Raw genomic sequence first — 21910 nt, 5'->3', positions numbered from 1 at the left:
TGGCAGCACCGGTGGCATTCTGTGCTCGTTTTCCGCTACCCACGGCACCAGATCCACGTCGCCTTTCCAGGCCCACGGAGCGTCGGGCGCTTAACAAGTGTTAAGGGATTAACGTCTGGAATTCCCGGGATTTTCCCGGCTTCGATCGTTCGGACTGGGCTCTCGAATCCCGCTCGATTTCCCGTCGAGAATTCGCCCCATTTTTCCAAGCCATTGCATTTCAACGGAAAATATGCTTTTATTGAACGAGCATTCAATAAATAAAGAGCCTTTTATGAACCCGCATCTGCGTGACGTGGCAATCCCCAACGATTGGGATCGGCGGGGGCTGCCGGGCTGGAGCTATCATTCCGACGCCTTGCTCGAACTCGAGAAGGAGCACGTCTTCCGCAACCATTGGCAGATCGCCGGCCATGTCTGCGACGTGCCGAATGCCGGCGACTATCTGACGATGGATGTGGTCGGCGAGCGGGCGCTGATCGTGCGCGGCAAGGATGGCATCGTGCGCGCCTTCAACAATATGTGCCGCCACCGCGGCAGTCGCGTCGTTGCCGACAGCCAGGGCACTTGCAAGAATGCGCTGGTCTGCCCCTTTCATGGCTGGGTCTACAATCTCGACGGCACGCTGCGCGGTGCTGCCCGCCCGCGTTCCTTCCCCGACCTCGACAAGACCGAATTCGGCCTGATGCCCCTCGAGCTCGAAATCTGGATGGGCTTCATCTTCATCCGTTTCCGCAAGGGTGGGCGGCAGCCATCGGTGGCCGAGCTGTTGAAGCCGATCGAAGCCGAGATTGCCCATTACGGCGTGGCCGAGATGGTGCCGTCCTGGGGCATCTGGACCCAAAAGACGCCAGTCAACTGGAAGTCGGTGCGCGATGTCGACAATGAAGGCTACCACGTCGCCATGGCGCATCCGGCGCTGCAGGACCTTTACGGTGCGACCTATTTCGACGAGCCGTTCGTCAACGGCGTGTCGCGCTCGTTCGCCACCTACAATCCGCATGCCGGACGGCGCTGGAGCGTCGCGCAGTACATCCAGCTCGCACCCGAGGCGAAGCACCTGCCGGAACACCTGCGCAAGGCCTGGATCTACTACGGCATCTTCCCGAACAACGCGCTGTCGATCATGCCGGAATCGGTGCAGTTCTATCAGGAATTTCCGCTGTCGACGGGTGAGACGCTGCTGCGCGGCGCCATCTACCGCTATCGCGACGAGACCAGGGAACAGGCGGCAGCCCGCTACCTATCCTACCGCATCGACCGCGACACGCTGGCCGAGGATGTACAGCTTTCGATATGGTCCAACGAATCCATGCTGTCCGAAGCCTTCGGAGGTTTTTACCTCTCCGATCTCGAATATGGCGTGCGCACCCACCACGACCATTTGCGTAAGCAAGTTCCCGTGCTCGGATTGGAGACCGCGCCCGAGGAGAAGGATATGTGGGCACTCAACGAGGCGCTCAGATCACGCTCCTGACGCCCCCGGTCCTCAGGCCCAAATGGCGACCGGAATGCCGAAACGATCGGCGAGCGGCGGATCCGGAAACGGCATTGCCTCGCCTCTGACGATGCGTCCGGCAACCACCATCATCGCCGCGGCATCGAGGAAATCGTCGGCGGCCGCGCCGCGCGGCGGCGTCTGGTCGAGAAAATCCTGGCTATAACCATGCCGGGCAAGCAGCGCCTTGCGTTCGGCCATGCCGGCCGGATTGATGTTGCCCCTGATCTTCTTTGGCAGGCGCATCGCCCGGTCGCCGTTCAGTTTGCAGAAGGCAACTTCCGGATGCGATTCGAACACGCGGCTGCGTAGTTCGGGGCGCGCGATCAGCAGCGAATCGATCTCACGGATCTTGGCGAAGATGCCGAAGGCCTGGATCGAGACACCGCGCGGCGGATCTGAGGTCGTCTTGGCTACCTCACTTGCCTTGCGATGTGCGGCGTACCAGGCGTCGACCGTGGTGAAGGCTTCGATCTCCGCGTAGAGCGCGGCGCGGGAGGGGATGGCAAAGACACTGGACTGCCGGGCCCCAAGCAGCGGCCGCACCAGCGCCTCCGGGCCGCGACCGCCTCTTTGGGAGAAATCGGGCAGGCCGATTGGCATATCGACCGCTACCAACGAGTCGGCGGGCAGTCGGTCGAGCAACGCCGCGAAGCTTGGGAAAACGGCTGTCGACGGTGCCGCACCGGGATCGCGGCGGACGGCTATCCAGCCGGCCTTGCAACCGTCGACGCCGACAAGCACAACACCCCAGGGCATAACATCGTCTGGCGCAACATCCTTGGGCCCATCATCCTGGGGCACGGCGTCTTCGGCCTGCGTCACGCCCGGCGGTCCCGTTCCGGATGTAGGAGATGGCGAAGCTGCACCATCGCCATCGGGTGCGACAGGCTCTGGGCATCGGTCTCGAGCTGCAACTCGTCGCCGCCGCGCTTGGCGGTGCGCGCCAGGATCTCGTAGACCGCCGCCGTGGTCGATTGCAGCGCCTTGGCGGCCGGCTGGCCGGACAGGATCCGCGCCAGGTAGACGGCCGCCGTCAGGTCGCCGAGCCCATTCGGCGGCTTGTCGATGAGCCGGTGTTCGGCAAGCAGTGCCTCTCTGCCGGCGAGCAGTAAATTGCCGGTGCCGCCGGCCATCATCGCCGGCGCCGATGTGACCAGCATGGCCGGTGGGCCGGCCCGCAGGGCTGCAGCCATTGCCGATTTCAAGTCGGGCAGCGGCGCTCCGGCCATCCATTCCAGCTCGTAGCGGTTGGGCGTGGCGATATCGGCGATCGGCATCAGCCGGTCGCGCATGGCGATTGCGGTCGGCTCAGGTACGTAGAGCCCGCCCGAATCGCCCATCACCGGATCGCAGATATAGAGGGCGTCCGGCGTCTTCGCCTTCACCGCGCCGACCAGCGAAGCGACGGCTTCGGCCTGGCCAGCCTCGCCGAGATAGCCGGACAGCACGGCGCCGACCTCGCCCAGCCACGGCGCGCGCTCAAGGTCGGCCATCAGCGCCTTGAACTGGTCCAGCGGCGGCACGATGCGGGTGGCCCGGCCATGGCCCGGATGCCAGGGCAGGATGACGGTCGGTACCGCCCAAACCGGAAAGCCGAGCGTCTCCAGCGCAAAGACAGCGGCACGGTTGCCGACCGAGCCACGGGCGACATGGCTGGAGACGACGATGACCGCGCACGGCGCCTCGGTTTTTTCGGCACTCATTGATTTTCCTAACTGCCCCTGGTGACGAAAAGCACGAGCCAGATCAACAGGCCGATGGCAATAAGCAAGCCCGCTGCCCGACCGATGCGGGTGCCCCAATATTCGATCGGGTCCGACCGGTCGGCATCGGCCGCGGTGACGTGGTCGTGCGCGCCTTTAGTGGTTCGTGCAAGGAACGAGGTGCCCCCCGGGTCGGTCTCGCGCGCCACCCGTTCGATGATGCGGCGCGATTCCGCGTCGCTGTCGTGGCGTTTCGCCATGGTGATGTCCCGTTTTATGCCGAGCTTAACCCGTTCGCCTCGTCTGTCACAGGGCCCGACGGCGAATGGCAGAAACCAGTAACACTTCTCGGCCGAAGTCATTTTCTTACGCAAGGATTGTGCTAATGCTTCGCCTGCCAATGCTATCGAGGGGACTTATCATGCTTGCCCAGCGCCTTTCTTCGCCGCCAATCTTTGGTAATTTAGCTGCGTTCCTGGTTATGGCCGTCATGCTGCCGCTGCTTGCCGGCTGCGGCTACAACACCATTCCGACGGCTGAGGAAAACGCCAAGGCCGCATGGAGCGAGGTGTTGAATCAATACCAGCGCCGCGCCGATCTCATCCCCAATCTTGTCAACACGGTCAAGGGCTACGCCGCGCACGAGAAGGACACGCTCGATGCCGTGGTCGAAGCGCGCGCCAAGGCGACGCAGGTGACCGTGACGCCGGAAACGCTGAACAATCCGGAAGCCTTCAAGAAATTCCAGGACAGCCAGGCCGGCCTGACCAGCGCGCTGTCGCGCCTGCTGGCGGTGGTGGAGAACTATCCCGATCTCAAGGCCAACCAGAACTTTCTGGCGCTGCAAGCACAACTCGAAGGCACCGAGAACCGGATCACGGTCGCCCGCCGCGACTATATCCAGGCAGTGAGAGAGTACAATCTGACGCTGAGGACCTTCCCGTCGGTGATCTGGGCGACCTTGTGGTTCCGCGGCAACCAGCCGTTTGCGAATTTCACCATCGAGGAGGATAAGATGCAGCCGCCGAAGGTCGATTTCGGCACCAACACCACGCAAGGCGGGTGAACGGCGCCTGTTGAGCCTGGCCTGTTGGCCTTGTATTCCGTAGCGCCCCCCTCTGCCCTACCGGGCATCTCCCCCTCAAGGGGGGAGATTGGCAGCTTTGGCCTCACCGCCCATCCTGCAACGTTGGAGATTGGCGAAAACAGCCGTGACAGCCGATCTCCCCCCTTGAGGGGGAGATGTCCGGCAGGACAGAGGGGGGCGCGACAGAACGCCTGCCTGGCCTTCCTGCTCGTCTTCCAAAGCCTTCTCCTCCTCCTCCCTGTCATCGCCTTCGCCGCCGACCTGCCAACCCTCACCGGACGGGTCGTCGACAATGCCGGCATCATCGATGCCGCGACCGAGGCGGCGCTGACGCAGAAGCTTGCCGCTTTCGAGACGAAGGGTTCGGACCAGATCGTCGTCGCGACCATCCCCAGCCTCGACGGCGAGGAGATCGAGCCTTACGCCAACCGGCTGTTCCGCGCCTGGAGACTCGGCCAGGCGAAGGAGAACAACGGCGTCCTGCTTCTGGTGGCGCCGAACGACCGCAAGATGCGCATCGAGGTCGGCTATGGGCTGGAAGCCACGCTGACCGACCTGCACACCAAGCTGATCATCGAAAACGACATGGTGCCGGCCTTCCGTGCCGGCGATTTCTCCGGTGGTATCAGCAAGGCCGTCGACGACATGATCATGGTGCTGGAAGGCAATCCCGAAGAACTGGAGGCGCGCGGCGAACGCAACCAGCAGCCGCCGTTCAACAGCGACGATCTGTTCTTCACGATCTTCATAGCCATCTGGGCAATCATCTTTTTCGGCGGCCTCGCAGCCTCCATCCTGCCGCCGATCTTCGGCCAGAAGATCGGTCCCGGCCGCTATCGCTGGCTGGGCATGACCTTCGAGCCAAACCGGCGGTCGTCCGGCGGCTGGTCGGGAGGTTCCGGCGGGGGATGGTCGTCGGGTTCAAGCGGTGGCGGGTTTTCCGGCGGCGGCGGTTCGTCCGGCGGCGGCGGCTCCTCGGGAAGTTGGTGACGAGATGACAAGACACGCCATCAGCCCGGTGGAATCCGGCCGTTTCATCAAAATGATCGGCACCGCGCTGTTGGCCATGGCGGTGCTGCTGGTCGGCTTCGCGGCCTTCGCCGCCGCACTGCCGGCGCTGACCGGACGGGTCGTCGACAATGCCGGCATCATCGATGCCGCGACCGAGGCGGCGCTGACGCAGAAGCTTGCCGAGTTCGAGACCAAAGGGTCCGACCAGATCGTCGTCGCGACCATCCCCAGCCTCGACGGCGAGGAGATCGAGCCTTACGCCAACCGGCTGTTCCGCGCCTGGAGACTCGGCCAGGCGAAGGAGAACAACGGCGTCCTGCTTCTGGTGGCGCCGAACGACCGCAAGATGCGCATCGAGGTCGGCTATGGGCTGGAAGGCACGCTGACCGACCTGCACACCAAGCTGATCATCGAAAACGACATGGTGCCGGCCTTCCGCGCCGGCGATTTCTCCGGCGGCATCAGCAAGGCCGTCGACGACATGATCATGGTGCTGGAAGGCAATCCCGAAGAACTGGAGGCGCGCGGCAAGCGCAATCCGGCGAATGACAATCCTGTCGATCCCATCTTCATGCTGTTCATTGTCCTGTGGGCGACGATGTTCTTCGGCGGCTTGGCAATGGCGTTCCTGCCGCCGATCTTCGGCACGAAACTGTCGCCGGGCGTGTACAAGTGGCTGGGCATGACGTTCCGCTACGGCCGCGGGCCAGGTTCGTCATCCTCCGGTGGCGGTGCCTGGACGTCGGGGACCTCGTCCGGCAGTGGCTGGTCGTCGGGAAGTTCCGGCAGCAGTTGGTCGTCCGGAAGTTCCGGCGGCGGGTTTTCAGGCGGCGGCGGCTCGTCCGGCGGCGGCGGTTCTTCAGGAAGCTGGTGAGACATCAATCATGGCAACACGACCGATCAGCCCCGAGGATCATGAGCGCATCGCCGATGCGATCCGCGCTGCCGAATCAAAGACCGACGGCGAGATCTACTGCGTCGTGGCGCATGCCAGCGACGGCTATTTCTTTCCGGCCGCTTTCATGGCGATGCTCGGCATGCTCGTCGTCAGCCTCGGCGTCGGTTATGGGCTGGAAGCCTGGTGGCTGTCGATCCGCTTGCCGCATTTCGTCATCGCCGAGCTTCTGGCGCTTGCCAGTGTGCTCATCCTGTTGTGGGCATTGCCGGCATTGCGCATCCATTTGGTGCCGAGGCGGCTGCGCTACCAGGCCGCCCACGCCAATGCGATGAAGCAGTTCCTCGCCCGCAACGTCCACCGCACCACGGCGCGCACTGGCGTGCTGGTGTTCGTCTCGATTGCCGAGCGCTACGCCGAGGTGGTCGCCGACAGCGGGATCGATTCTCGTGTCGGCCAGCATGTCTGGGACGGTGTCGTCCGCGACCTTACGGCGCATGCCGGCGACGATCGGCTTGCCGAGGGGTTCGTCAAGGCGATCCAAGCAGTCGGTGCGGTACTGGCCGAGCATTTTCCGGTCTCGACCGGCGACAGCAACGAACTGGACGACCATCTGGTCGAGATTTGATCTCGCCAAAAGCGGTTTCGCAGCGTCTCAAGGACGCACCGTCCGGCTGTGTGAAAGCATCGCGGCGGTTGACCGGACTCTTGCAATCGGGCGCGGCGGGTTTATGGTTAACCAATCATGAATACGCTGAGCATCGACATCAGGAAAGCCGAACCGCGCGATGCAGCCGCCATCGCCGACGTGCATCTCGAGGCCTGGCGCGGCGCCTATTCGGGCATCATCCCGCACCGCACGCTGACATCGATGATCAACCGCCGCGGCGCCGACTGGTGGGCGAATGCCATTCGCCGCGCTGCCACCGTCCTGGTCGTCGAAATCGGCGGCAAAATTGCCGGCTATGCGACGATCGGCAAGAACCGCGCCCGCGAACTCAGGCAGCAGGGCGAGATCTACGAACTTTACCTGCGGCCGGAATATCAAGGCATCGGGCTCGGCAGCCGGCTGTTCTCGGCCGCGCGGGCACGGCTGGCCGACCATGGCCTGAAAGGCATGGTGGTCTGGGCGCTGGAAGACAATCAGAACGCACTTGCCTTCTATGCCGGCGCCGGTGGCCGCGATGTTGCCGAAGGCGTCGAGATATTCGAGCAGAAGGCGCTGAAGAAGGTCGCTTTCGTCTGGGAATGATGGCCAGCGCATGATCCGGCCGGTTTTCGGTTCGGACGATCTCCCCGTACCATTCGCCGCATTGCACCATTCGCCGTCGCCCGCTATCGATCTCCAATCGAGAGAGGGATAAAGCGATGCGTATCGAAGCGATTGCCAGCGGAAAGAACCCGCCCGAGGACGTCAACGTCATTATCGAGGTGCCGATCGGCGGCGAGCCGATCAAGTACGAGATGGACAAGGAAGCCGGCACCCTGTTCGTCGACCGCTTCCTTCACACGTCGATGCGTTATCCCGGCAATTACGGTTTCGTACCGCATACGCTGTCGGGCGACGGCGACCCGATCGACGTGCTAGTCTGCAACACGCGCGCGCTGGTGCCAGGCTGCGTCATCAATGTGCGGCCGATCGGCGTGCTGGTGATGGAGGACAATGCGGGCCAGGACGAGAAGGTGATCGCGGTGCCTTCACCCAAGCTGACCTTGCGTTACGAGGACGTCCACGAATACACGCAATTGCCCGACATCACCCGCCAGCAAGTGCAGCACTTTTTCGAGCACTACAAGGATCTCGAACCCGGCAAATGGGTCAAGATCGAAGGCTGGTACGATGCGGCTTATGCCAAGAAGATGATCGTCGAGGCAATCGAGCGGGCCAGGCGCAAGTAATTGTCGGGCGCAAATAATCAGTTGTCGACGCGGCCGAAAGCGGGCGCGTCGCCAAGCACCTCACGCTTGTCCTTGCCGCAAGCGAAGGTGCGTGCCTTCTCGTCGGCAAGCTTGCGCGCCTGATCGTTGGCGGCGGGATTGCCGGTGGCGAGCACAAGGCCGATCGTGCAGCCTTCGTGGGCGCCAGGCTGGGCAACCTTGGCGACGATCAGCACTTCCGTCGACTTGTTCTCGCCCTCGGTATCGCTGATCGAGCGACGATGAATGACGGCGAAGGGAATGGCAGTTTTGCCGTTGGTTTCGATCCGCCACTCCACCTTGGGTCCAGCCGAATTGAGACCGGAAAAGCTTTCCCAGACCGTGGTCATATCGCCAGGTGGAAAGCCGTAGAACAGCGATTCCCGCGCATCGTCGTAGGAAACCAGCACCGGGTAACCGCGGTAGCCCGAACAGGCGAGATCGGCCCAGTCCCCGTCGCCTTCTTCCGCTTGGGCATAGGTGACGCAGTCCTTCTCCCAATCGAGATCGGTATAGACGCTGGATATGTCGCCGGCCCGGGCCGCCTGGCAGAAACCGGCGAGGGCAAGCGGGATCAAGAGAGCGCGCATGGCGGAACAACTCAGTTCGGGGGGCGCAGCGTACCGTCAAATTTAGCAGCAGCCTAGAGGAAGTCAGGCTGCGCACAGTGGTCTGGTAAAACGGAACACTATTTCTTCAAACTTGCCTCTATCAGAAGATCGGCGTTGCGGGCCACCGACTGCGCCGGCCCGCCGGCACCGAACAGCTGGCCGCTGATATAGGCGCCCTCGATCAGGAGCAGCAGCCCGTCGCCCAGCGTCTCGGCGTCGCCGGCGCCCATCGCCGCCGCCATGGCACGCAGGCGGCGGCGCAATTCCTGCTTGTTGGCTTCGCTCACGACGCGGGCCGGATGGCCAGGTTCGGGATATTCGACCGCGGCATTGGTCATGCCGCAGCCGCGATAATCGGGCCTTTGCGTGCGCTTGCCGACGCGCGTTAGGAAAGCGACGATCTGCGCGCGCGGATCGCCGGGATGGGCATCCACCGCCTCGTCGAAACGCTCCCAGAATTCGAGGTCATAGTGCCGGAGGTAGGATGCGGCCAGCTCGTCCTTGGACGGAAAGCTGCGGTAGAGGCTGGGCTTGGTGACGCCGGCACGCCGCACGATCTCGTCGACGCCGATCGCCCTGATGCCTTGCCGGTAGAACAGGTCTCGCGCCACCTGGAGAATCCGTTCGGCGGCGCGAGGCGGCGGTGCGTCATTCGCCTTGATCGTTGGTTCAATGCTTTTCATGCCTGGTCTGCCGGTTAGCTGGTTGACAATGTTACCGGTCGGTACGTATGTTTCGCGCTCCTGCAACGTACCGGTCAGTAACATGATAGCTCAATCCCGCCCGTTTGGCCAGCGCTACGCTTTCGTCGTGGTCGCCGTCATCTTCCTCTGCCTGCTGATCGCAGCGGGCCTGCGTTCGGCGCCGGCGGTCATGATGCTGCCGCTGGAGAACAGTTTCGGCTGGCGGCGCGACGTGGTGTCGCTGGCGGCGGCCACCGGCATCTTCCTCTATGGCCTGACCGGGCCGTTTGCCGCGGCGCTGATGGAGCGGATCGGGCTGCGCCGCACCTTGCTTGCCGCGCTGCTATTGATGTCGGGATCGACCGCGCTCAGCCTGTTGATGACCAAACCGTGGCATCTGCTCCTCACCTGGGGCGTGTTTTCCGGCGTCAGCTCGGGCGCCGTCGCCACCGTGCTCGGCGCGACCATCGTCAACCGCTGGTTCAAGACCAATCGCGGCTTGGTGATGGGACTGATGTCGGCGTCCAGTGCCACCGGGCTGCTGGTCTTCCTGCCGCTGCTCGCCTCGCTCGCCCAGTCGGGCGGCTGGAGGCCGGTTGTCATCGCGGTCTCGGTTGCCACCGCCTGCCTGCTGCCGCTGGTCTGGCTGCTGGTGCCGGAGCGGCCGGCCTCCATCGGCATGGTGCGCTATGGCGCCGAGCTCGACGACGTGCCGCCGTCACCACCTGCCGCGCAAGGCAATTTCCTCGCGCATACGATGAGCACGCTGCGCCGCGCCGCCGGCACGCGCGTCTTTTGGTATCTGTTCGCCACCTTCTTCGTTTGCGGCTTCACCACCAACGGGTTGGTCGGCACGCACCTGATCGCCTTTTGCGGCGATATGGGCATCGGCGAAGTGCAGGCTGCAGGCCTGCTCTCGATGATGGGCATCTTCGATCTTATCGGCACGACGCTGTCGGGCTGGCTTACCGACCGTTTCGACCCGCGCAAGCTGCTCGGCGTCTATTACGGTATTCGCGGCCTGTCGCTGATCTATTTGCCCTATTCCGGCTTCTCGGCGACCAGCCTGATCATCTTCGCGGTGTTTTACGGACTGGACTGGATCGCCACGGTGCCGCCGACGCTCAGGCTTTCCAACGAGGCGTTCGGCGACCGCAGCGGGCCGATCGTCTTCGGCTGGATCGTCGCCGGCCATCAGGTGGGTGCGGCAACCGCCGCTGCCTTCGGTGGCACCATGCGTGAGCTTCAGGGCAACTATCAGCTTGCCTTCCTGATCGCCGGCATGACGGCAATAGCCGCCGCCTGCATCTCGCTGCTGATCAACACCAGCCGCCCGGCGTTTGATCCGGAACCGCAGCCGGCTTGAGCTGCGACGGCTGAGCGCTAATCTCCCCGACGGGGAGATGGCCGCGAAGCAGCCTGATGGGGGCGGTCCAACCGGGCTCGGCCCCTTATCGCAGGCACAAGAGGTCGGTGCTCCATGCGAGACGACCCCCTTCTGTCGCCTTCGGCGACATCTCCCCCTCAAGGAGGGAGATTCGCCAGCCTGTTCACTGTTATCAAACCTTCATCGTTTCGAAATGTGCCTGAAACATTGAAGCTGGAGCTTGGCGGCGACGTTCAATGCCATCCAGGAGACAGCCATGAACAAGATATCGATGACGCGGCGCGCTTTCGTCACGTCGGCCAGCGCCGTTGGCCTGGTCGGCGCCTCGGGCCTCGCCCTTCCCTATTACTCGCGCGCCAATCAGCGCCCGGCGTTCACCCATGGCATCCAGTCCGGCGACGTCGACGCCACCAGCGGCATGGTCTGGACACGCACCGACCGGCCGTCGCGCGTCATGTTCGAGGTGTCGCCGACCGAAAGCTTCACCAATGCCGTCCGCCTGGCGCCGCTCGATACCTCGCCGGCCAGCGATTATACCGTGAAGCGGCTGCTTACCGATCTCGCCTCCGACCAGGACATCTTCTACCGCATGGTCGCGGCCGATCTTGCCGACATCAACGCCGTTTCCGAGCCGGTCGTCGGCCGCTTCCGCACGGCACCTGCCTCGAAGCGCGACATTCGCTTTGCCTGGTCGGGCGACACCGCCGGCCAAGGCTGGGGCATCGACGAGACCGGCATGAAGACCTACGCCACCATTGCCAAGCACGCGCCCGACTTCTTCCTGCATTCGGGCGATACGATCTATGCCGATGGTGCGATGAAGGACGAGGTCGACCTGCCCAACGGCGGCAAGTGGAAAAACAAAGTGCTGATCGACGAGAAGCGCAAGGTTGCCGAGACGCTGGACGAATACCGGGCGCAGTGGAAATACAACATGATGGACAGGCATGTGCTGGCGCTCAGCGCCATCTGTCCGACCTTCTATCAGTGGGATGACCACGAGGTGCTGAACAACTGGTCGGACTCGAAGGACCTGAGCGCCGACGATCGCTACACTGAAAAATCCATCCATGTGCTGGCGGCACGTGCGGCGCGCGCCTTCCACGAAATGACGACGATCCGTTACGAGCCGTCGGAGCCCGGCCGCGTCTACCGCAAGATCGCCTATGGTCCGCTGCTCGACGTGTTCTTCCTCGACATGCGTTCCTACCGCGGCCCCAACGGTCCGGATATGCAGGAGACGATGACGCCGCAATCGCGCATCCTCGGTGAACAGCAGATCAAGTGGCTGAAGCGTGAACTGGCGAATTCCAACGCAACCTGGAAAATCATCGCCGCCGACATGCCGCTCGGCCTCGTCGTCTGGAACGACGGCACCAAGAAGGTAGGGGCCGAGGCGGTCAGCAATGGCGACAATGGCCCGGCCAAAGGGCGTGAACTGGAAATTGCCGACCTTCTTCGCTATATAAAGAATGCGGGTATCAGCAACACTGTCTGGCTCACCGCAGACGTGCATTACACAGCCGCGCATTACTACAATCCGGACAAGGCGCAGTTCCAGGACTTCAATCCGTTTTGGGAATTCGTTTCGGGTCCGATCCATTCCGGCACGTTCGGGCCTAATGGTTTCGATATGACATTCGGCCCGGAGCTGAAGTTCATAAAGGCACCAACTGCCGAACAGGGTCAAAACCTGGCGCCTTCGGCCGGCCTGCAGTTCTTCGGGCTCGTCGAAATCGAGGGCGCCACCGAGCAGTTGACGGTGCGGCTGATGGATCGCGACGACAGCGAACTCTACAAGGTCACGCTCGATCCGGTGCGGTCGGCGTGAGCGACGGCGTCACTACCCTCGGGCCAGCCCGAGGGTAGGACGTATATCAATCGGGATAGCAGACGACGGGAATGTTGGGCCAGACGGCGCTGTCGCATCCGGCATTTTGCTGCCGCTGCTTGAAGGCGGCGCTGACCGGCCCGGTCACCACCGGATCGACGCCATCGGGAGCATCGGCAAAAAGCTGCTCCGCCGACGGCTTGTCGGACGGCAAAGCAGACCGCGTCTCCTTGAACGACGCCGCCGACTGCGCCGCGCCGGCCGCGAGGAGGACGGCGAGCGCGGTACATGCCAAAATCGGCCGGAGTTTGATGCCTATCTCGATCATGAAATTCGAACTGTCCGGACCATGAAAGGTTCCGCCTTGGTTAATAATTCCACTTCACACCAAGACATTTAAGATTTGGTGACTTTATTTGGTGGCTCGCCTCCTCTTTCGCAATTGCGAAAAACCCTGTATGAGCCGCCCAACCGAAAGAGGCAGCGCCTTTTGGCCTGCTGCCTGCAACGCTCCCGAGACCGAAACATGAAAATCCGCAATATCGCGATCATCGCGCACGTCGACCATGGAAAAACCACCCTCGTCGACCAGCTTCTGAAACAGTCCGGCTCGTTCCGCGACAACCAGCGCGTCGCCGAGCGCGCCATGGATTCGAACGACCTCGAAAAGGAACGCGGCATCACCATCCTGGCCAAGGCGACCTCGGTCGACTGGAAGGACACCCGAATCAACATCGTCGACACGCCCGGCCACGCCGACTTCGGCGGCGAGGTCGAGCGCATTCTGTCGATGGTGGATTCGGCCATCGTGCTGGTCGACGCCGCAGAGGGGCCGATGCCGCAGACCAAATTCGTGGTCGGCAAGGCACTCAAGGTTGGACTGAAGCCGATCGTCGTCATCAACAAGATCGACCGGCCAGATGCCCGCCACGTCGAAGTGGTCAACGAGGTGTTCGATCTTTTTGCAGCACTTGACGCTACCGACGAGCAGCTCGACTTCCCTATCCTTTATGGTTCAGGCCGCGACGGCTGGGTTTCGGAAAACCCCGAAGGTCCGAAGGACCAGGCTCTGGCGCCGCTGTTCGACCTCGTCATCAAGCACGTGCCGGCGCCGACCGTTCATCCCGGCCCGTTCCGCATGATCGGTACCATCCTGGAAGCCAATCCGTTCCTCGGCCGCATCATCACCGGCCGTATCGAATCCGGCACGCTGAAATCCAACCAGGCGGTCAAGGTGCTGCACCATGACGGCACCCAGGTCGAAACCGGCCGAATCTCGAAGATCCTCGCTTTCCGCGGGCTCGAGCGCCAGCCCATCGACGAGGCGCAGGCGGGCGACATCGTCGCTATTGCCGGTCTGTCGAAGGGCACCGTCGCCGACACGTTCTGCGACCCGTCGGTGACGGAACCGCTGCATGCGCAGCCGATCGATCCGCCGACCGTGACGATGTCGTTCCTGGTCAATGATTCCCCGCTGGCCGGCACCGAAGGCGACAAGGTGACCAGCCGCGTCATCCGCGACCGCCTGCTGCGCGAGGCCGAAGGCAATGTCGCGCTGAAGATCGAGGAATCGCCGGACAAGGATTCGTTCTTCGTCTCCGGCCGCGGCGAATTGCAGCTGGCCGTGCTGATCGAGACGATGCGCCGCGAAGGTTTTGAGATCGCCGTGTCGCGGCCGCGCGTCGTCATGCAGAAGGGCGACAGCGGCGAATTGCTGGAGCCGGTCGAGGAAGTCGTCATCGACGTCGACGAGGAGCATGCCGGCGTCGTCGTGCAGAAGATGTCGGAGCGCAAGGCCGAGATGGTCGAGCTTCGCCCTTCGGGCGGCAATCGCCAGCGCATCGTCTTTCACGCACCGACGCGCGGCCTGATCGGCTACCAGTCGGAACTGTTGACCGACACGCGCGGCACCGCTGTGATGAACCGGCTGTTCCATGCCTATGAACCTTACAAGGGTGAGCTGCCGGGCCGTACCAACGGCGTGCTGATCTCCAATGAACAGGGTGAATCGGTGGCGTACGCCATGTGGAACCTGGAAGACCGCGGCCCGATGGTCATCGACCCCGGCGTCAAGGTCTATCAGGGCATGATCATCGGCATCCATTCCAGGGACAACGACCTCGAAGTCAACGTGCTCAAGGGCAAGAAGCTGACCAACATCCGCGCCGCCGGCAAGGACGAGGCGGTGAAGCTGACACCGCCGATCCGCATGACGCTGGAACGCGCGCTGGCCTGGATCCAGGACGACGAGCTGGTCGAAGTGACGCCGAAGACCATCCGCCTGCGCAAGCTCTATCTCGATCCGAACGAGCGCAAGCGTTTTGAGAAGTCGGCGAAAGTGGTCGGCGCGGCATAAAGGGCAATACCGCGCAATGAGCGGTAAACTCGTCACGGCTGGCATATACGACAATCGACCCGAGGCCGAAGTTTGCGTGTCGATGCTCGACGCGTATGGAATTTATGCTCTCGCGAATTATCTTCTCGACACGGGCAGGCTTGGCTTGATCCATGTGCAAGTCGCCGACAGCGATCTCGATGCGGCCAAGGGTTTGATTGGCTCGGCCTCCAAAGAGGGCGACTGACCCCTGGCCGTAACTGTCTCTGATTACGGATTCCCTTGCCGTCGCCTCATCCACCTGCAGCCGAAATGATTTCGTCCCGGTCTGGTTCGCCAGACAGGTGGATCCGGATCGCCGTTCCCGCCCGCGCCGGACGGCGCAAGGCTTTGGCCCCGTCCGGACCAACCACCAGCAATCGCTTCTCTTCCCAAACCTGTAGCCGCGATCGCGGGACACCGAGTTCGCTGGCCAGCAACCGGTCGAGCCGCAGCGTTGTCGGCATTTCGAGCCAGAGCTGAAGTTCGAGAGCGCTGGTATTTTCCGGCCTGTCCCCGAGCACCTGCTTATGAACGATGGCTTCGGGAAACTCCTCGACGCGCCCGATCCTGCTTCGCAATGCGGCAACATCGAAAGCATGGCGCCGCGCCAGGACCGGATCATTGCTTTCGAGCGCCTGCAATATTGTCGGTTCGATATCGCGGCGGCTGCAGCGCTCCAGAATGCCGAAATTCCAGGAATTGTCGCAGTCGATGCAGCGGTAGATCAACCAGGCGTCAATGCGCTTGCCGTTGGCATTGACCCGGAATTTGCCGCTGCAGCGATAGGCTTTCAGGCCGCCGCAGCGATTGCAGTTGAGGTGAGGTCGAGGTGCGGTCTTGGGTGTGATCGCCCAGCGGATACGCAGTATCGAAGGCATGCCGAAAAGCCCTTCCCGTCGGGAAGTTCGTCAGATCGGCGATATCGAGAACCCTTGCGGGCACGGCGTGGCGAAAGACTGCGGCAGTTGGAAATCAGGTGTCGCGGGTGGTTATGCGCGACAGCGGTTCAGCAGTGCCAAACCGGTCTCGAACCGCCACCCGAGGAACACATGATGTGAAAACAGGCATCGCGACTGCGACGCCCTGCTCTGTGTTGGGGGAGTTGACGAGACCGGCGGTTACGTAGGCAAAGTGAAGCTCGGAAAGGATTTCGGAACGACATCTCTAGCCGTGAGGTGCCTGGCCGACAAGCCTTCTTTCGGTAGACGCTACCGTCGCCGGAACAGTTGGGTTATGTTGAACGACCCAAACATTTCAAACGAGACCGCGTCATGCATTTCACGTCGCTGCTGATTTTTGCCGGCGCCCTGCTTGTTGCAGCCGGCTCGCCCGGCCCATCGATCGCCGCTCTTGTGGCGCGGGTCATCTCGAAAGGGTTTCGCGACGTGTTTCCGTTCCTGCTTGCCATGTGGATCGGCGAAGCGATCTGGCTGTCCCTGGCGGTGTTTGGCCTCGCCGTGGTGGCGCAGACGTTCCATTTTGCCTTTGTCGTCGTGAAATGGGTCGGCGTTGCTTATCTCGCCTGGCTGGCCTGGAAGATGTGGACGGCGCCGGTCGAGGCAAAAGAAGGTTCGCTGCCGCGCGAAGATTCGCCTACCAAGCTGTTCTTTGCCGGCATGGCGGTGACGCTCGGCAACCCGAAGATCATGATGTTCTACCTGGCGCTGCTGCCGACCATCATCGACCTCGGTTCGGTCAGCATGATCGGCTGGGTCGAACTGACCGCGACCATGGCCGTTGTCCTGGTCGCTATCGATTTGACCTGGGTGCTCGCCGCATCACAGGCGCGCAAGCTGCTCAAAAGCAAGCGGGCGATGAAGATCGCCAACCGCGTCAGCGCCGGAACCATGGCCGGCGCTGCGGCGGCTATCGCGGCGCGGTCCTGAGCCGGCGCGTCAACCCATTTCGATTATCGGCGCAATCTCGACGCTGAAACCCGGGTCCGTCAGGATAGGACAATCCTTGGCTTTGCCGACGGCATCGTCGATGTCTTTCGCTTCGATGATGGTGTAACCGGCGGTCGGATTGCTACCGCCATTGTTCTCGACCTTGCCGCCGGGCAGCAGGGTCTTCGACATGCCGACTGGATTGCCACCGTCGACCACGGCTGAGCCAAGCTTGCCGTACCAGCCGTTCCAGGCATCCATCGCTGCCTTCCGTTCGGCCTCCTCGGTCGGCATCTTGCCCGAGCCGTGATAGACGTAGAGAAATTTCGCCATGTTCTCCTCCTTTGATCGGCGGCATCGAACCGGCATGCGGTCATGCCGCATGCCAATCATCGGACCAAACCGGCAAACAAGCAACGAGAATGCGAAGTAGCTAATATAATGTGCGGTTGGCTCGCAACGGCGGTGCCCTATCGCGCCATCGCATGGTATTCATCGTTCGGCCGCATGTCGATTGCCGATGCCAGCCGGTTCGACATGTTGAAGAACGCCGCGGTCGAGGCGACGTCCCAGATGTCGCGGTCGGAAAAGCCGACTTGCCGCAGCGCCGCCCGGTCCGCTTCGACGATCTTTGCCGGCTGCCCGGTCAGCTTCACCGCGAACTCAAGCATGGCGCGTTGCCTGTCCGACAGCTCGGAGGCGCGAAAATTCATCACCATCATCTCGCCGAAGGCCGGGTCGCCGGAAAGCTGGCGCACCGCCGCGCCATGCGCGACCAGGCAATAGTAGCAATGGTTGACCGACGAGACGGCCACCGCGATCATCTCGCGCTCGAGTTTCGACAGGCCGGATTCACCCAGCATCAAATCATTGTACATGTCGGTGAAAGCGCGCAGCTTCTTCTCGTCGAAGGCATAGGCGAGCAGCACATTGGGAACGAGGCCGAGCTTCTCCCGGCACTTGGCGAAATAGGCCTTGGTCGCGTCGCTCAGCTCCGCCGGTGCCAGGTCAAGCGCGGTAATTTTCTCCGTCATGGCGGATTTCTCCTCGTTTTCGCCAGGCTGCCGATGAATTCCGACATTTCGTCGCAAGCCGTCAAACCTTTGTCGCCAAATACCCGTCATCTGTTAGCATAGCCGCAAAAACATGTGACGGGAGGGACTCATGGCCAGCGTAAAGTCAGCGAGCCGGTTGAAAAAAGCCGGCGTGACGAGGGGTGAAGCCGCGGGTGGCGAAAAGCCCGGCAGGCTTGCCGACTACTTGCTGGCCCGAGCTCCGGCCGAAGATGTCGCCGCCTACGACGTCATCGATCTCGAACGCGCTGCCGAACTCGCCGGCCGCGCAGTAGCCAGGCACAAGAAGGACGACTGCGTCGTTGCCATAGACGTTGATTCCGGTGTCGTCCGCCAGGGCCGGCCGATCACGGTGATCACCGTCGTCAACGACAACATGCCGTTCCTGTTCGATTCCGTCCTCGGCGAGATTACAGAAAGCGCCGGCGAGCCGCTGCTGGTTACTCATCCGGTCATAGTCGTCAGGCACGGCAAGAACGGCGTCGAGGAAATCCTCGGCGATGGCGGTTATGCCAAGGGCGACCACAGCCATGACCGACTGAGCGTCATCCATGTCCATATCGGCCGCCTTTCGGCCGGGCAGGCCGAAGGCCTGGCCGCACGCCTGACGAAGCTGCTCGGCCAGGTGCGAGCCGCCGTCACCGACTGGAAGCCGATGCTTGCCCGCCTCGACCAGGCGATCTCGGAATTCCGCTACTCGCCAGTGCCGCTCGACAAGGCCCATGTCACCGAGGCGATCGCCTTCCTCGAATGGCTGCGCGACGACAATTTCACCTTTCTCGGCATGCGCGAATTCAACTACACTGGCGGCGAGACGAGCGGCATGCTCGAGCGCGCCGAAAAGCCCGGCCTCGGCATCCTTTCCGATCCCGACGTGCTGGTGCTCAGGCGCGGCACCGAAGCGGTGAGCACGACGCCGGAAATCCGTGCCTTCCTGCATGGGCCGGAACCGCTGATCGTCACCAAGGCCAACGCCAAGTCATCGGTGCACCGCCGCATCTACCTCGACTACATTGGCGTCAAGACCTACACCGGCAAAGGCGTGCTTTCAGGCGAGCTCCGTATCGTCGGCATGTTCACCTCGACTGCCTATACGCGCTCGGTGATGAAAATCCCCTACCTGCGCTCGAAGGCGGAAACCGTCATTGCCAAATCCGGCTTCAATCCAAGCGACCATTCCGGCAAAGCTTTGATCAACGTGCTGGAGAGCTATCCGCGCGACGAGCTGTTCCAGGTTCCGGTGCCGATCCTGCGCAAGCATGCCGAAGCCATACTGGGCTTGATCGAGCGACCGCGCGTCAGGGCATTGGTGCGTGTCGACCAGTTCGACCGCTTCGTCTCCGTGCTCGTCTTCGTGCCGCGCGACCGCTACGACAGCGTCGTGCGCGAGAAGATCGGCACCTATCTGAAGACCGTCTTCGAAGGCCGGCTGTCGGCCTATTATCCGGCCTTCCCGGAAGGCGGGCTGGCGCGCGTCCATTTCATCATCGGCCGCTCCGGCGGCAAGACGCCGAAGGTCGAGCAGGCGACGATCGAGGCGGCGATCCGCGACATCGTACGGACCTGGGACGATGCACTGCGCGAGACCGCGACAGAGACCGGCGCCGATGCGAGACTCACGGCCATCGCCTCGCGTTTTTCGGAAAGTTATCGCGACAGTTTTCCGCCGGCCGTGGCGCTGGCCGACGCCGGGCGCATCGCCAAGCTCGATGCGTCAAATCCGATCGCCATCGACTATTACCGTCACACCGTCCAGAAGCCGCATCAGGCGGCGCTGAAGATCTATCACCATGGCAGCCCGGTGGCGCTGTCGCGGCGCGTGCCCGTGCTGGAAAACATCGGTTTCCGCGTCATCAGCGAGCGCACTTTCGAGGTCGGCGACATTCAATCCGGCATGATCAATAGTGATCAGCCCGGCATGGTCTTCATCCACGACATGGAACTCGAGAACAGCTACGGCAGGCCGATCGACCTCGGCAATGGCGGCGCGCTGTTCGAGGATGCGTTCCTTTCCGTCTGGCGCGGCGATGTCGACAATGACGGCTATAACGGCCTTGCCCAGACCGCCGGCCTGTGGTCGGGCGAGATCACCGTCCTGCGCGCCTATGGCCGCTATCTGCAGCAGGCCGGCATCCCGCAGAGCCAGGATTTCATCGCCGCCGCACTCAACCGTTATCCCGAGATCGCCCGCGGCCTGCATGCGCTGTTTGTCGCCCGCCTCAGCCCGACGGCCGAGACGGAAGGCGTCGTTCAGGCCAAACATCTGAAAGCCAAGATCACGGATGCGCTGGAAGACGTTCCCAACATTGACGACGACACCATCATCCGCCGTTATCTGAATCTGATCGAAGCCTCGCTGCGCACCAATCATTTCGTTGCCGATACGAAACGGAAAGGCCAATCGCTGGCGATCAAGCTCGATTCGCAATCGGTCGACGGGCTGCCGGCGCCGCGGCCATGGCGGGAGATCTTCGTCTACGGCTCCGAGGTCGAGGGTGTGCATCTGCGCTTCGGCCCGGTCGCGCGCGGCGGCCTGCGCTGGTCGGACCGTGCGCAGGACTATCGCACCGAGGTGCTCGGCCTGGTCAAGGCACAGCAGGTCAAGAATGCGGTGATCGTGCCGGTTGGCGCCAAGGGCGGCTTCTACCCGAAAAAGCTGCCGATGAGCGCCGGGCGCGACGCAATTTTCGAGGCCGGCACGGCCGCCTACAAGAATTACGTTTCCAGCCTGTTGTCGATCACCGACAATATCGGGCTGGACGGCGTCATCCCGCCAGCCGGCGTCGTGCGGCGCGATCAGGATGATCCGTATTTCGTCGTCGCCGCGGACAAGGGCACGGCGACCTTCTCGGACATCGCCAACGCCATCAGCGAAAGGCACGGCTTCTGGCTCGACGACGCTTTCGCCAGCGGCGGTTCGGCCGGCTACGACCACAAGAAGATGGGCATCACCGCCAAGGGCGCCTGGGAAGCGGTCAAGCGGCATTTCCGCGAGATGAACCGCGACATCCAAACCACGCCGTTCACCGCCATCGGCGTTGGCGACATGTCGGGTGACGTGTTCGGCAACGGCATGCTGCTGTCGGAGCAGACCCGGCTGATCGCCGCCTTCGATCATCGCGACATCTTCATCGATCCCGATCCCGACATGGCCGCTTCGATGGCCGAGCGCCGGCGTATGTTCGCTCTCGCCCGCTCAAGCTGGCAGGATTACGATAAGACGAAGCTGTCCGAAGGCGGCATCATCGTCTCGCGCAGCCAGAAGTCGATCACCTTGCCGGCCGCCGCGGCTGCAGCTATCGGCCTCGGCAAGACAACGGCCACGCCGGTCGAGATCATGAGTGCCATCCTCAAGGCGCCGGCAGATCTTTTGTGGTTCGGCGGCATCGGCACCTATGTCAGGGCATCGGGCGAGACCAACCAGGACGTCGGCGACCGTGCCAATGACGCGATCCGCATCACCGCGCTCGACCTGCGTGCCAAGGTCATCGGTGAAGGCGCCAATCTCGGCGTCACGCAGCGGGCGCGCATCGAATTCGGAGTGAATGGCGGCCGCTGCAACTCAGATGCGATCGACAATTCGGGCGGCGTGAACTGCTCAGACGTCGAGGTCAACATCAAGATCGCGCTGGCTTCCGCCATGCGGAAGGGATCGCTGACGCGGCCAGCGCGCAACAAATTGCTGGCCGAGATGACCGACGAGGTCAGCGCCCTGGTGCTGTCCAACAATTACCAGCAGACGCTGGCGCTGTCCCTTGCTCGCAAGCGCGGCCTTGCCGACATTGCCCATCAGAGCCGCTTCATGGCGGCGCTCGAGGCGCGCGGGCTGCTCGACCGTGCCGTCGAGACGCTGCCGTCGCCGGCGGGTGTTTGCGCGCGCGGAGCGCGCGGCGCGCCCCGCCCCCCGGCCCCGCGCGCCGGGCTGCATGCCCAGGCTCTTATACAAAA

General features: G+C 62.8%; 22 protein-coding genes. 13 read left to right on the top strand and 9 right to left on the bottom strand.

Annotation, left to right across the window (positions count from 1 at the left end):
* Positions 1-274 precede the first annotated feature (274 nt).
* Positions 275-1477, top strand: a complete 1203-nt coding sequence (locus tag NKJ91_RS27895) for an aromatic ring-hydroxylating oxygenase subunit alpha (protein WP_352458091.1) — start codon at positions 275-277, stop codon at positions 1475-1477.
* 12 nt (positions 1478-1489) lie between these two features.
* Here the strand turns inward: NKJ91_RS27895 and NKJ91_RS27890 are convergent, their stop codons facing one another.
* The 3 genes from NKJ91_RS27890 to NKJ91_RS27880 form a co-directional block, all read right to left on the bottom strand.
* The gene (locus NKJ91_RS27890) at positions 1490-2257 is read right to left on the bottom strand and encodes a DUF429 domain-containing protein (protein WP_352458103.1); all 768 of its coding nucleotides are present in this window, start codon (positions 2255-2257) and stop codon (positions 1490-1492) included.
* 62 nt (positions 2258-2319) lie between these two features.
* Positions 2320-3204, bottom strand: a complete 885-nt coding sequence (gene pdxY / locus NKJ91_RS27885) for a pyridoxal kinase PdxY (protein WP_352458090.1) — start codon at positions 3202-3204, stop codon at positions 2320-2322.
* A gap of 8 nt (positions 3205-3212) precedes the next feature.
* Complete coding sequence (locus NKJ91_RS27880; protein WP_352458089.1) at positions 3213-3464, bottom strand: hypothetical protein; 252 nt, start codon at positions 3462-3464, stop codon at positions 3213-3215.
* Between the two features lie 161 nt (positions 3465-3625).
* On the opposite strand from NKJ91_RS27880, the gene NKJ91_RS27875 reads away from it, so the two are divergent.
* The 6 genes from NKJ91_RS27875 to ppa all read left to right on the top strand — a co-directional run bounded on the left by NKJ91_RS27875 (position 3626) and on the right by ppa (position 8096).
* Entirely contained in the window at positions 3626-4270 is a 645-nt protein-coding gene (locus NKJ91_RS27875) for a LemA family protein (protein WP_352458088.1), read from the top strand.
* 165 nt (positions 4271-4435) lie between these two features.
* The gene (locus NKJ91_RS27870) at positions 4436-5281 is read left to right on the top strand and encodes a TPM domain-containing protein (RefSeq protein WP_352458087.1); all 846 of its coding nucleotides are present in this window, start codon (positions 4436-4438) and stop codon (positions 5279-5281) included.
* Between the two features lie 52 nt (positions 5282-5333).
* On the top strand, positions 5334-6176 hold the full coding sequence (locus tag NKJ91_RS27865) for a TPM domain-containing protein (RefSeq protein WP_352458102.1): 843 nt from the start codon (positions 5334-5336) through the stop codon (positions 6174-6176).
* A 10-nt stretch (positions 6177-6186) separates the two neighbouring features.
* Positions 6187-6825 carry a TPM domain-containing protein gene (locus tag NKJ91_RS27860; protein WP_352458086.1) on the top strand — a complete coding sequence of 213 codons (639 nt, stop codon included), beginning with the start codon at positions 6187-6189 and terminating at the stop codon, positions 6823-6825.
* Between the two features lie 117 nt (positions 6826-6942).
* Positions 6943-7449, top strand: coding sequence for a GNAT family N-acetyltransferase (locus tag NKJ91_RS27855; RefSeq protein ID WP_023678138.1), 507 nt, complete (start codon positions 6943-6945; stop codon positions 7447-7449).
* 116 nt (positions 7450-7565) lie between these two features.
* Positions 7566-8096 carry an inorganic diphosphatase gene (gene ppa / locus NKJ91_RS27850; RefSeq protein WP_352451245.1) on the top strand — a complete coding sequence of 177 codons (531 nt, stop codon included), beginning with the start codon at positions 7566-7568 and terminating at the stop codon, positions 8094-8096.
* 17 nt (positions 8097-8113) lie between these two features.
* Here ppa and NKJ91_RS27845 read toward each other — a convergent pair whose 3' ends face one another.
* Both NKJ91_RS27845 and NKJ91_RS27840 read right to left on the bottom strand, forming a co-directional pair.
* Entirely contained in the window at positions 8114-8704 is a 591-nt protein-coding gene (locus NKJ91_RS27845) for a hypothetical protein (protein ID WP_352458085.1), read from the bottom strand.
* A gap of 98 nt (positions 8705-8802) precedes the next feature.
* Complete coding sequence (locus NKJ91_RS27840) at positions 8803-9408, bottom strand: TetR/AcrR family transcriptional regulator (protein WP_352458084.1); 606 nt, start codon at positions 9406-9408, stop codon at positions 8803-8805.
* Between the two features lie 82 nt (positions 9409-9490).
* Here NKJ91_RS27840 and NKJ91_RS27835 point away from each other — a divergent pair, with 82 nt between their 5' ends.
* Entirely contained in the window at positions 9491-10774 is a 1284-nt protein-coding gene (locus NKJ91_RS27835) for an MFS transporter (RefSeq protein ID WP_352458083.1), read from the top strand.
* Positions 10775-11051: 277 nt separating this feature from the next.
* A complete protein-coding gene (locus NKJ91_RS27830) occupies positions 11052-12626 on the top strand; it encodes an alkaline phosphatase D family protein (RefSeq protein ID WP_352458082.1) in 1575 nt (524 codons plus the stop codon).
* A gap of 46 nt (positions 12627-12672) precedes the next feature.
* Here the strand turns inward: NKJ91_RS27830 and NKJ91_RS27825 are convergent, their stop codons facing one another.
* Positions 12673-12954, bottom strand: coding sequence for a hypothetical protein (locus NKJ91_RS27825; protein ID WP_352451242.1), 282 nt, complete (start codon positions 12952-12954; stop codon positions 12673-12675).
* Positions 12955-13152: 198 nt separating this feature from the next.
* Here NKJ91_RS27825 and typA point away from each other — a divergent pair, with 198 nt between their 5' ends.
* Positions 13153-14982, top strand: coding sequence for a translational GTPase TypA (typA, locus tag NKJ91_RS27820; protein ID WP_023678130.1), 1830 nt, complete (start codon positions 13153-13155; stop codon positions 14980-14982).
* Between the two features lie 16 nt (positions 14983-14998).
* Positions 14999-15208: a hypothetical protein gene (locus tag NKJ91_RS27815; RefSeq protein ID WP_352458081.1), complete on the top strand. Its 210-nt coding sequence runs from the start codon at positions 14999-15001 to the stop codon at positions 15206-15208.
* A gap of 46 nt (positions 15209-15254) precedes the next feature.
* On the opposite strand, the gene NKJ91_RS27810 is transcribed toward NKJ91_RS27815, so the two are convergent.
* Positions 15255-15881, bottom strand: a complete 627-nt coding sequence (locus NKJ91_RS27810) for a DUF1062 domain-containing protein (RefSeq protein WP_352458080.1) — start codon at positions 15879-15881, stop codon at positions 15255-15257.
* A 393-nt stretch (positions 15882-16274) separates the two neighbouring features.
* Here NKJ91_RS27810 and NKJ91_RS27805 point away from each other — a divergent pair, with 393 nt between their 5' ends.
* Positions 16275-16889 carry a LysE family translocator gene (locus tag NKJ91_RS27805; RefSeq protein WP_352458079.1) on the top strand — a complete coding sequence of 205 codons (615 nt, stop codon included), beginning with the start codon at positions 16275-16277 and terminating at the stop codon, positions 16887-16889.
* Positions 16890-16898: 9 nt separating this feature from the next.
* Here the strand turns inward: NKJ91_RS27805 and NKJ91_RS27800 are convergent, their stop codons facing one another.
* The gene (locus NKJ91_RS27800; protein ID WP_023678126.1) at positions 16899-17222 is read right to left on the bottom strand and encodes a YciI family protein; all 324 of its coding nucleotides are present in this window, start codon (positions 17220-17222) and stop codon (positions 16899-16901) included.
* A 137-nt stretch (positions 17223-17359) separates the two neighbouring features.
* A complete protein-coding gene (locus tag NKJ91_RS27795) occupies positions 17360-17923 on the bottom strand; it encodes a peroxidase-related enzyme (protein WP_352458078.1) in 564 nt (187 codons plus the stop codon).
* 130 nt (positions 17924-18053) lie between these two features.
* On the opposite strand from NKJ91_RS27795, the gene NKJ91_RS27790 reads away from it, so the two are divergent.
* Positions 18054-21910: NAD-glutamate dehydrogenase (locus NKJ91_RS27790; protein ID WP_352458077.1), on the top strand; the 3857-nt coding region annotated here is incomplete at its 3' end.

The organism is Mesorhizobium sp. M0040, assembly GCF_040323505.1.
Classification (GTDB): Bacteria; Pseudomonadota; Alphaproteobacteria; order Rhizobiales; family Rhizobiaceae; genus Mesorhizobium.
The sequence above is the reverse complement of the archived record's forward strand: the minus strand, read 5'-3'. Positions and strand labels throughout refer to the sequence as shown.